At 37.2% G+C, this 11,274-nt stretch carries 7 protein-coding genes; 1 reads left to right on the top strand and 6 read right to left on the bottom strand.

The genetic code is table 11. The features are described from left to right. The first annotated feature begins 5 nt into the window (after positions 1-5). Positions 6-4,184 carry a leucine-rich repeat protein gene (locus U6A24_RS10305; protein ID WP_324179885.1) on the top strand — a complete coding sequence of 1,393 codons (4,179 nt, stop codon included), beginning with the start codon at positions 6-8 and terminating at the stop codon, positions 4,182-4,184. Between the two features lie 108 nt (positions 4,185-4,292). On the opposite strand, the gene tnpA is transcribed toward U6A24_RS10305, so the two are convergent. The 6 genes from tnpA to mnmE all read right to left on the bottom strand — a co-directional run bounded on the left by tnpA (position 4,293) and on the right by mnmE (position 11,261). Next, entirely contained in the window at positions 4,293-4,727 is a 435-nt protein-coding gene (gene tnpA, locus U6A24_RS10310; protein ID WP_324179886.1) for an IS200/IS605 family transposase, read from the bottom strand. A 328-nt stretch (positions 4,728-5,055) separates the two neighbouring features. After that, on the bottom strand, positions 5,056-5,661 hold the full coding sequence (locus U6A24_RS10315) for a hypothetical protein (protein ID WP_324179887.1): 606 nt from the start codon (positions 5,659-5,661) through the stop codon (positions 5,056-5,058). Beyond that, positions 5,658-6,416 (bottom strand): nucleotidyl transferase AbiEii/AbiGii toxin family protein, encoded by a 759-nt coding sequence (locus tag U6A24_RS10320; RefSeq protein ID WP_324179888.1) that lies wholly within the window; start codon positions 6,414-6,416, stop codon positions 5,658-5,660. The genes U6A24_RS10315 and U6A24_RS10320 overlap by 4 nt, the downstream gene beginning before the upstream one ends. After that, on the bottom strand, positions 6,413-6,700 hold the full coding sequence (locus U6A24_RS10325) for a DUF6922 domain-containing protein (RefSeq protein WP_324179889.1): 288 nt from the start codon (positions 6,698-6,700) through the stop codon (positions 6,413-6,415). The genes U6A24_RS10320 and U6A24_RS10325 overlap by 4 nt, the downstream gene beginning before the upstream one ends. Positions 6,701-6,746: 46 nt before the next feature. Then, positions 6,747-9,725: a TOTE conflict system archaeo-eukaryotic primase domain-containing protein gene (locus U6A24_RS10330; protein ID WP_324179890.1), complete on the bottom strand. Its 2,979-nt coding sequence runs from the start codon at positions 9,723-9,725 to the stop codon at positions 6,747-6,749. Positions 9,726-9,869: 144 nt separating this feature from the next. After that, positions 9,870-11,261, bottom strand: a complete 1,392-nt coding sequence (gene mnmE, locus U6A24_RS10335) for a tRNA uridine-5-carboxymethylaminomethyl(34) synthesis GTPase MnmE (protein WP_324179891.1) — start codon at positions 11,259-11,261, stop codon at positions 9,870-9,872. Positions 11,262-11,274 lie beyond the last annotated feature (13 nt).

Consider the following 11,274-nt stretch of genomic DNA (forward strand, 5'->3'; position numbering starts at 1 on the left):
AAGACATGAAAAAGCAATTTCAATTAACAATATACACCGTTTTTATGGTGTTAACGGGCCTTACCGGCTATGGGCAGAATGTAGGTGACATATTTACAGTTGATGGTATCACATACGAAGTAACGTCACTAGGTAATCCCAACATGGTGACGATAACTGAGACGAGCAATGAAAATAGGGAAGACTTTACTATCCCCGAGAACGTCACCTATAGTGGTAATGACTTTACGGTTACCGTTATCGGGGCTGGTGCTTTTGGGGACAACGGCTTAACCAATGTGACCATACCGAGTAGTGTGATCCAAATTACTGCCAATGCTTTTACCGACAACCCAGATCTTAAAAGAGTGGTGTCAAAGAGCACTAATCCTCCACGTCTTGATCCAAGTGCATTTGGTGACAGAAGCGATATAGCCCTGATAGTTCCCGATGTTAGCATATCAATTTATGAAAATGTTGCTTTTGGATGGACAGGTTTCAAATCTATCACGGGAGAAGTAAGCGACGTGACCGAGGGTCTCGAATATAATGTAACTAATACTAATCCCAACACGGCAGAGGTCATAGGTTATCAGGGGACCGCCACCGACGTAAACATCCCCGAAACCGTAACTATTGGGACCACTGACTATACCGTTACCCGTATTGGGGATAATGCTTTTAATCCTTTACCTCCTTTTAATAACAAAGCCTTGACCAGTGTGACCATACCGAACAGTGTGACCAGTATTGGGAATAGTGCTTTTAATCGCAGTCAACTACAAGGACATCTTGAAATTCCCAACAGCGTGACCAGTATTGAGAATGACGCTTTTAATTCAAGAGATGTCGATGCCGGTTTGACCAGTGTGACCATACCGAACAGTGTAACCCGTATTGGGCAGAGGGCTTTTGCAGGCAACCGCTTAAAAAGTGTGACCCTACCGGACAAATTACAGGTTCTTGAGATGGGTGTTTTTGTTAACAATAGCTTGAACGAGGTTACCATTCCCGAAAGCGTTACCGAAATACAGAGAAGTGCTTTTAATGCCAACAAACTTAGTCGTGTGCACATACCAAGTAATGTGACCAAAATTGGGCAAACCGCTTTTATGAGTAAGAATTATATGGTTATAGTAGGGCTAAGCAGTTCTGATCCCCCTGTTCTTGATATTTCCAACGGTGATTGTAATCGTGTCTTTAAAGATAGATGCGAAGAAAACGGCTCATTCACCGTGATCGTTCCCAGGGGTGCCAGGGGTGCATATCTAACCGAAGACCATTGGAAAGACTTAAACATTATAGAAGAACTGCACTTTGAAGGCTCCTTTACCTATTCGGATGTTCCCCTCGTGAAAAAAAGAAGTATGCATTATCAAGTAATTTCGGATTTGGATAGAACGGTGAGGGTGACCGGAAGAGTCGCCAACGGCCCACTCGATGTGATCATACCCGAGAAGGTGTTTCATGGGGTTCCCTATACTGTTACCGCTATTGGGGATTTTGCTTTTGAGAACAACCAATTAACTAGTGTAGAGATTCCCGAAACCGTTACCAGTATTGGGAAGTTTGCTTTTGATAACAACCAATTCACTGAGGTCGTCATACCGAATAGTGTGACCACCATTGGAGCAAGTGCTTTCAGGAACAGCGGATTAACAGGACATCTCGAAATTCCCAACAGTGTGACCGAGATCCGGGGTGGTGCTTTTTCGAGGAACAAATTGACCAGTGTGACCATCCCTGATAACCCCGACTTTACCAAGCTTGATATCGGTATTTTTCAGGATAACCTATTGACCGAGGTTACCATTCCCGCAAATGTGGAATTTATTGCTAAAGGTTCTTTTTCCAACAACCTGGAGCTTGTTACGCTTGTGATGAAGAACCCTGGTCCTATAGATCTCAGTAGTGAAGCCTTTGATTTTATAATATTTGGTGAGGATTTCATTTCCACTGAAGATCGTCGTCCCCTAATAGATGTGATCGTTCCCAGAAGTGACCCTCCCGGTAGAAACAAACACGAATACTTAACCAGTAGAGGTTGGGGGGACCATGGTTTTAAATCCATCAAGGAAGAAGGTGACATCGGAGAAACCTTTGAAAAGGCAGGTATCACCTATAAAATAACAGAATTCAACCCCAACACGGTCACCATAATAGACAATGAAAATACAGGAGACCTTACCATACCAATGAAGGTAGAAAGACTCGAGAAAGGACCCTTTGCAATTTCTGAGGAAAGACTAGTTGAATATACGATTACCGATATTGAGGCCGGTGCTTTTCAGGACAACCAATTGACCCGTGTGATCATTCCCGACAGCCTTGCCAGTATCGGCGCCAATGCTTTTGCTGGCAACCCAGGCCTTGCTACAGTAGAATTGGAGGGAACAGATCCCCCATCAATCGAAGAAAGCACCTTTGCAGACCGTGACCAAATAGATGTGATCGTTCCCAATGGCGCATTCGATAATTATGTACCGGCCTGGAACGATTTTACGTTTAGATCTATCAAAGCCAAAGTAAATGTAGGTGATACCTTTACGGTCGAGCGTGATGCCAACACCGCCGTTATCAAATATGAAGTAACCGCATTCGGCCCTACTAACACAGTTACGGTCATCAATAATGAAGATGACGATCGTAGACTTTTGGAAATATTTGACCCCGTAGCACATGTGGGGCATGCGTTTAAAGTTACCAAAATTGGCGAGCATGCTTTTGCTGACCGAAATATAATCGGCGCTCTTACCATACCGGATGGTGTGGAAAGTATCGAAGAAAGTGCTTTTCAGAACAACCAATTGACCAGTGCGACCCTACCGGAAAGCGTTACCGGTATCGGAGAATCCGCTTTTTCGGGCAACCAATTGACTAATGTAACCCTACCCGATGGTGTGGAAAGCATCGAGGCTTATGCTTTTTCAAACAACGCCTTGAGCAGTATTACCATACCCAACAACGTAACCCGTATCGGGGAAGGTGCTTTTTCCGAGAACGTCTTGAGCAATGTAGACATGCCTGAAAGTATTGAGACCATTGGTCATCGGGCTTTTGCAGGCAACAGTTTGACCCAGGTCAACATCCCGAACGGTGTGACCAGCATTGGGGATGGTGCTTTTCAAGACAACCAATTGACCAGCGTAACCATTCCCGAAAACGTTACTGGTATCGGCGCCAATGCTTTTACCAACAACCCAGGCCTTACCACAGTGGTGTCCAGGGCCTTCGTCCCTCCATCGATCGAAGCAAGCACCTTTACAAACGCAGACCGTGGCCAAATAGATTTGATGGTTCCCTCGGCTACCCCTCCCGGAAGAATTAGGGCCAACTATGAAGATGTCGGGTGGACAGGGTTCAGGTCCATTAAAGAAGAGATCGGCGTTTCGATAGACGCACCTACAGAAACAGCTGATTTATCAGCCTTTACGGTCACCTTTCGGTTTGATCAGGATGTGACAGGTTTTACGGTAGATGACATTGATTTTGGCAATGCCACTGCAAACCATTTTATGGGTAGTGGTTCCATATATACCGTAGAGATCACCCCAACCCCAACATCCTGTGATGGTACCATTACCATTGATCTCCCCGTGAATGCAGTGAATATGCCCGATTCCACCAATCTACCAGCAAGTGCAAGGGTCGCTGTGGAAACGGATTCGAACGATTTTGTGGTCATTGCCCGGAATATTATGGTACAGTTGGATGCCAACGGGGGGGCAACCATATCTCCAGAAGATATCAACAATGGTTCTTATGGCTGTGGCGGTTCCCCGAATTTAAGCCTGGATATAGATAGTTTTGATTGTGACGATGTGGGTACCCCGGTAACGGTCACTCTTACCGCTGCGCAAGGCGACCAAACCGCAACGGCAACTGCCATGGTGACCGTGTTCGGCAATTGTGGGTCTGATTCGGGTTCGACACTTGCGGATTTCAATAGCGGGTTTTCTCCCAACGGTGATGGCATAGCAGATAATCTGGTGATAGAGGGCCTTGAACAATATAAGAATAACGTAGTCAAGATATACAACCTGAGCCAACGCTTGCTGTTCAGCGCCCATTATGGCGGACCCGGTGATGCCTGGGATGGCACCCATAAAGGCAGTCGGGTGCCCGTGGGTTCCTATGTATGTATCATAGACTATAACGAACCAGAACTGGGCCACGAAACAAAGATGATCTATGTCAATTATTGATCTCTCCAACGAACAAACCCTTTCTTGTCATTAGAATAATCATAACTAAACCACTCTGCACTGAAAGTGCAGAGGGTTGGTTTTACTAGGGACTAAAGTCCCTATGCCTCATTCCAATATGAAATTGGAATTATCACTATCATCTTTTCTATGGTGCTCCAAATATTCATTGACCATCTTGTCAGTAATATTACCCGTACTCCATACTCCATAACCACTTGCCCAAAAATGCTTGCCCCAATAGCGATAACTCAATTGTGTAAACTCTTGTTGCAACTTCCTAGATGTCCTTCCTTTCAATTGCTTTACGATATAACTTACACTCAACGTAGGAGCATATTCTATGTGCATATGCACATGGTCAGAGCTCACAACTCCTTTCAAAATCTCAATATCCTCAGCTTCGCAAATTTGGATCAACAACTCCCTACAACGAACCTGAATATCACCCTTCAAAACCTTATAACGATACTTGCTACACCAAACTATATGACATGTCAAACGACTTGTGGTATGAGAACCTTTTCTTAAATACGAATCCATCACACCTAAAATATAGATTTTTTCGCATTACTAAAGTGCTGCAATGAAATTGCAGGGTTTTCATCCTAATTTGAGACCAATAAAGATAAAAAAGCTTGAAATTTGTTGAAATTTAGTAATAATAAAGGAAAGAAAAGACCCATAAAAAGCAAAAACAAATGTTGTTTTTTTGCAAAATGTCAAACAAAGGAAAACAAAAGTGTACCAAAGGAAAATGCATTTACTTCCCGATACAATATGTAATAAGCCCTTGTAAATAAAGGGGTGGCAGAGTAGGAGGTGTACTCAAGGTGGGAGCTTTTGTTTGCTTTTGGTGGGATGTTGTTTACTATTTTAGTGGATTTATATTTAGAAACTTATGCTTTTCATATAATTCTTTTGCTTTGATTCTGTCTTGTTCTTCCATAACATCTCCAAACTCGCAATAGTTTGATACTAATTTGGCATCTTTCCTACTTAGTCCAACAGATAAGTATTTTCTGTAAATATATGCTCCAGGGCAAATACAACCTTCAACACCCCAATCTTCATCTGTAAGTTCACAATCAAAGAAGTGTTTTTTTGGAGAGGTGCTTTTTTCCACTTCAGAAAATATTTTATCAATAATACTTTCTTTTTTGCCATTATCACTCTCGGGTTTTGGAGAAAGTATTTCTTGTAATTCGTTTTCTTCCTTTTCTAATAAATCCAGAATTTGTCTATAGGCAACTTTTTGCGAAACCAAATAACCAATAGGGTGGCTTAATCCGGTAGCCACATCTAGAATATTTCTAATCCCAAATTCTATATTTCCTGAAAGTGAATATTCATCAGCTGGAGTCTGCAGTACTTTGTCTAAACGACTTTGATGATCTTCAATTTCTCCATCAAAATCAAAACTAGATAGTTTATGTTCAATTACTTTTTTGAGTAGTGTTAGTTTATCTGAATTCATTTTATTTCTGCTCCAGGGAATTTTATGTCTAAATGATTAAAAAGTTGTCTTACTTTAGAACGCCAACTAATCCTTGCCGCTTGCCAGGATTTAGAATTTGGAATAATATCAATCCTATCTTGCAAATGAAAAGGTCGAGATCTATTGTTTGATCTTGAATCATCAAAGGACAATAATAGTTCGGGTTTATCTATTGGGCTTACTTCATTATCCAAATCAAATATGGTACGATGTTCGGGTAAATTGAATTTCTCTATCTTGCTTTTTAGCAACTTATATAGTTTAATCAGGTTAGTAGTATTTGTAATGAAATCCAGATCATAAATATCTTTTTTTGAAGCTCTATTTGCAGCACTACTAAGTTTATATAAACCAATATCATTTATTGATAATAATCTAATATTGTCTAATTGTTCTGATGTTTCTAGGTTTTTAAAATTTTGAAGTAATTCTACCTTAATCATTTCATCATTCTTTTGTAGAAAAAATCGCATAAAGCAAAATTGATCATCAATATTACATGGATAACTAAGTCCGGTTATTCGTTCACCATAAAATTGACTTAGTTCTTGTTCTATGGCGTAAAACCCTTTTTTACCAATGATATCCGGACAGAATAAATCTATATCAATAGACTTTCTATGATTATACCTAAGAGCGATATTTGTTCCTCCACCTAATAAGAAATTGTTGAGGCTATTAAGGTTCTGTAATTCGCAAATAGATTCTAGAATTTCAGCAGAAACAGCATTCATAGACTAAAACGCTTGAATGGTTTAGCGTTATATCTTCTGGTAATTAAATCACAAACCATATTACTAATCCTTTCTTTAGTATGTTGAAGGTGAAAAAGTATCTGCTCTTTATTATAGAGTTTTTCCAGTGTAGTAATGTCTTTAAGAAAGGTTTGTTCGGTTGTGGCAAATAAAGCTCTAGGGATAATAATATCCTTGTCTCTTTGAAAGTCAAGTCTATCCATATCCATATCCCAGAATAAATGTTTTGGGAAAAAACTTGATATGCTTTTTGTTTTTGCCATAGTACAAAGGTAATTAATATTTTTTAGGGTTCAAGATAAGGGATTATTAAAACAGTTTTTCTTCTAATTGATCTCTCCAAAGAATAAAACCTTTCTTATCTTTTGAATAATCATGAATTATTCGACTAAAATTAACCGGTTGGCTTTCAAGATAAATTTGTCTTCCCTCATTTTTGATGATATTTAGTTCTTTGTTAACCTTTTCAAGGTTATTTTTTAGAGTAGCGGTATCTTTTTCAATATGCCATACATAGGTAGCTTCTTCTGTATCCAAAGTTTCCAAAATAAGATGAAATTGATTTTCTCCCGATAGTAAAAAGACAAACGAAAATGGATTTAAAACATATCTGAGTTTTAAGATCGTATTCATATGATTAGCTGCTAAATATTGTAATTGTCGATAGTGCTTTACATTTTTGTTTTTAAGAATGTCTTCTAACAATTCTTCTGTTGATTGATATAGACTATCATTACTTTCTTGATTTTCCTCTGCTGTTAAATCTGGATTTTCAAAGGATTTATTTCCAAAAAGAGTTTTTTCTACGAATGTAAATCGGACAGTTTCAATAATCTCTCTATTAATATTTTCTAAATCATTGGAAGTGGCTAATTGAGAGATTAAAGCATTATTTTCAATTTCGACATGGATATGGATTTCTACTTTTTTACTACCTAATATTTTTGAAAAATAAGGTTTCAAAACATCAAATTCTGGTCTTATATAATCATTCTCAATTTCAAACTCAAATTCATCAGAAAAGGAGATGTCTTTATATTTAAAAGCAATGGCTCCATATCTGAAATCAAGTTGGTCTATAGGTACCTTTATCTGTTTATTTATGATTGAACCTTTTTGAGATACTTTTGTGGATTCCGAAGTGTCATCAAATAATGTAGCTTGTTTATAAAGGTTTCTATAAAAGGTGTTTCTTTTTAGAAATAATCTGTCTAGATATTCAATTTTATGATCTCGATAATCATAAATAATAGGAGTTATTTCTGATCGTTGAACTCTTCCTACATATTGAATTAGCTTACCTTTAAATGAAAAAGGATATACCAAAAACAGGCAAGTTGCATTTTGAAGATCCGTACCTTCTCCAAAAAATTGACCAGTAGTGATCAAAATCTGATAATTACCTTCTTTTAAGGATTTCCATTTTAAATTTCTATCACTTTCCGAATCTTCACCACTTAAGGTGATTACTTCATAAGTTTGTTTCAGAAATTGATATAAAGTAATAATATGCTCCTTCCTTTCTGTAATTACTACTACTTTTTTTCCATTATCTGTTTCTCTACAGATATCAGTTAGAATAAGTTTATTTCTAATAGAATCATGGATTAATATTTTGGATAAAGTTTCAAAAACATCTGTCTTTGAATTGAAAGGAACATCTAAACTGGTATTTCTAATAACAACTTGTGCTCTTTTGAAAGTTTCGATATCTTTTGGTTTGATTTCGATTATAGGATCGCCTAAATAGGCGAAAATAAGCTTTCCATCATTGTATTTTCTAAAGGGAGTAGCCGTAAGACCATACTGATAATAGGGGAAGAGTTTTGAGACTGTATTTATATATGAAGCTGCAGGAATATGGTGACACTCATCAATAATTATTGTTTTGAACATTTTTGATATATCATTATCATCTATTCTTTTTGCTAAACTTTGAATCATAGCAATGGTGATCTTTTTACCAATTTTCACTTTTCCGTTACCTATTTTTCCAATTTCAGTTTTAGGGATTTTTAAAAAATTCTCAATTCGTTCGATCCATTGATCCAACAATTGTTTTCTATGAACAATTATTAGTGAAGGTTGTTGTTTATCTGCAATGATTTTTAGACCAATAATAGTTTTGCCGGAACCAGGAGGAGCCACAATAACTCCATAATCTTTTTTCTGAATCGAAGCTATGATTTCTTGTTGATGTTTAAGCAAAGAAGCATTAAATTCGAAATTGATAATTTCTGCTTTTTTGCGATTATCCTGAAAATCGAATTCTATTTTTTGTTGTCTGCAAAATCGAATTAGTTTTCCTATTGCCCCTCTTGGAAGTATAATTTCGGTATCAGTTTCCTTTATTAGATTAAAATACTTGTCAGTATTCCAGGTATTTCGATTCATTTTCTTTTTGACAAAGTATTCAGAATTCGGAAGGTTATATGTTGATTTAAGGAAGTTTATTAATAATAGAGTCAAACCTATCCTGTTTATTCTTATTGATCTGTCAAGAACAATGATCAATTTACCATTATTTGCAGAAGATGTTAAAGGAATCACCTCTTGTTGAATCGAACTGTACAGGTGATCTAGTCGATCAGTTTCTATTCTTTGTATTTGGCGTAAAAAAGTCCATTGATCATCATAAGGTTCAAAATTATCAGGATTAATGAAGCAACTATTTCCTTTTTCTACATTAGTTTTATGTAATGGTAATGCGATTAGATTTCCCAAACCTTTCCCAGAGAGATAGTCTTGATTTGGAAATAATCTGTCAAAACTTGCTGTTTTATCAAAAATAGAGAAAGAACCACTTTCTTCTAATAAGGATTTAAAAATTGTTCTACTTTTTATAGCGGGATATGGTTTTTCAAAAAAAATCCAAATATGACCTCCGTTTCCTGATCGAGATCGCTCTAAATAAACCGGTATATTTTGTTTATGGCATATAGTAATAAAATCTGTGCACTCTTTTTTCCAACCAGATTTGTCAAAATCAGCAACAATAAACCAAGATGTGTTATCCTTAAGTAATGGATAAATACCGATTAATTGTTCACCTTTAAGATGTTTTAGGATTTGTTCATCGTTTAACTCCAAATATTTCTTTTCTTTAAAATCCTTAAAACTTCCACCTCTCATCTGATGGGCTTTGTATCGATATGGGTCATAAAAATAAGCAGGCATATATCCATTTTTGTTTCCTTTTTCCCATCGTTTGGCAAAAACATCATTACGACCATTGAACAATGATCTAAATAGAATAATGTGTTCTTCGGTATTAGTGACTGAGCCCATTTTTTAATTAATGAGAAATTAAGGTAAAAAAGCTTAAAATTTAGTAGTAATAAAGGAAAGAAAAGACCCATAAAAAGCAAAAACAAATGTTGTTTTTTTATCAAAGATCAAACAAAGGAAAACAAAAGTGTACCAAAAGAAAGCCTATTTGCCGATGCAGAAATTAGCAAAGATATTCCCCAGAAGATCATCACTAGATATCTCCCCGGTAATTTCACCAAAGTGATATAATGCCTGGCGAATATCGATAGCCATTAAGTCACCCGATAAGCCAGTGTCCAGGCCAAATTGCACTTTTTGTATTTCTTCTAGTGCTTTTAATAAAGCATCATAATGCCGTGTATTCGTTACAATGGTCTCGTTATTACGTAAAGCGCCAGTATTTACAAATTCTAAAAGCTTGTTTTGTAATTCTTCGACTCCTAGACCACTTTTTGCAGAAAGCAAATGGATATGGTCTATTTCTGAAATAAGATGATCGATTTGATCTTGTTGTAATTTATCAATTTTATTCGCAACAATGATCAAAGGTTTTTGTGGGTATTTGTTTTTTATTTTTCCAATTTCGGTTTTGAGTTCTGCGATACTATCAACTGTCAACAATGAACTATCAACTAAATAAATTACAACTTGTGCCTGTTCGATTTTTTCAAAGGTCTTTTGAATCCCAATACTTTCGACTACATCTTTGGTATCTCGTATCCCTGCGGTATCGATAAACCTGAAACCAATTCCCCCGATAGTAATTTCATCTTCAATAGTATCTCTGGTGGTTCCTGCTATATCTGATACTATTGCTCTTTCTTCATTAAGCAATGCGTTAAGCAACGTAGATTTACCAACATTGGGTTCACCTACAATAGCAACCGGGATTCCATTTTTGATCACATTTCCAACAGCAAAAGAGTCGATCAAGCGTTTTAGGACTTGAGTGATTCTGGCAATTAAATCCTTAAACTGTGTACGGTCGGCAAACTCTACATCTTCTTCGGCAAAATCGAGCTCTAATTCAATTAATGAAGCAAAATTAAGCAGCTCGTCTCTCAGTTTTTTGATTTCGTTAGAAAATCCACCACGCATTTGCTGCATTGCAATTTGGTGCGATGCTTCAGAGTCTGAAGCAATCAAATCGGCCACTGCTTCAGCTTGAGAAAGATCCAATTTTCCATTTAAGAAAGCACGCAATGTAAACTCTCCAGCATCTGCCATTCGACATCCTTTACGAAGCAAAAGTTGAATGATTTCTTGTTGAATATAAGTAGAACCATGACAGGAAATTTCAATCGTTGGTTCACCGGTGTACGAATTTGTTCCTTTAAAAATAGATACTAACACTTCGTCCAAAACACGGTTTCCATCTATAATATGACCCAAATGGATGGTGTGGGTGTTTTGCTTCTCAAGTTTTTTTCCACTGATAGATCGAAACAGGGGAGAACAAATGGTTATAGCATCTTTTCCAGACACACGAATTACCGCAATCGCTCCAGCACCCGATGGTGTTGCTAAGGCTACTATAGTATCTTGTGGAATCATAATCTTTCTAACT

It is taken from the genome of Aquimarina gracilis, assembly GCF_035285365.1.
Classification (GTDB): Bacteria; Bacteroidota; Bacteroidia; order Flavobacteriales; family Flavobacteriaceae; genus Aquimarina; species Aquimarina gracilis.

Coding starts and splice junctions, on each gene's coding strand:
- U6A24_RS10305 (WP_324179885.1), top strand. CDS start 6: ATGAAAAAGCAATTTCAATTAACAATATACACCGTTTTTATGGTGTTA.
- tnpA (WP_324179886.1), bottom strand. CDS start 4,727: ATGGATTCGTATTTAAGAAAAGGTTCTCATACCACAAGTCGTTTGACA.
- U6A24_RS10315 (WP_324179887.1), bottom strand. CDS start 5,661: ATGAATTCAGATAAACTAACACTACTCAAAAAAGTAATTGAACATAAA.
- U6A24_RS10320 (WP_324179888.1), bottom strand. CDS start 6,416: ATGAATGCTGTTTCTGCTGAAATTCTAGAATCTATTTGCGAATTACAG.
- U6A24_RS10325 (WP_324179889.1), bottom strand. CDS start 6,700: ATGGCAAAAACAAAAAGCATATCAAGTTTTTTCCCAAAACATTTATTC.
- U6A24_RS10330 (WP_324179890.1), bottom strand. CDS start 9,725: ATGGGCTCAGTCACTAATACCGAAGAACACATTATTCTATTTAGATCA.
- mnmE (WP_324179891.1), bottom strand. CDS start 11,261: ATGATTCCACAAGATACTATAGTAGCCTTAGCAACACCATCGGGTGCT.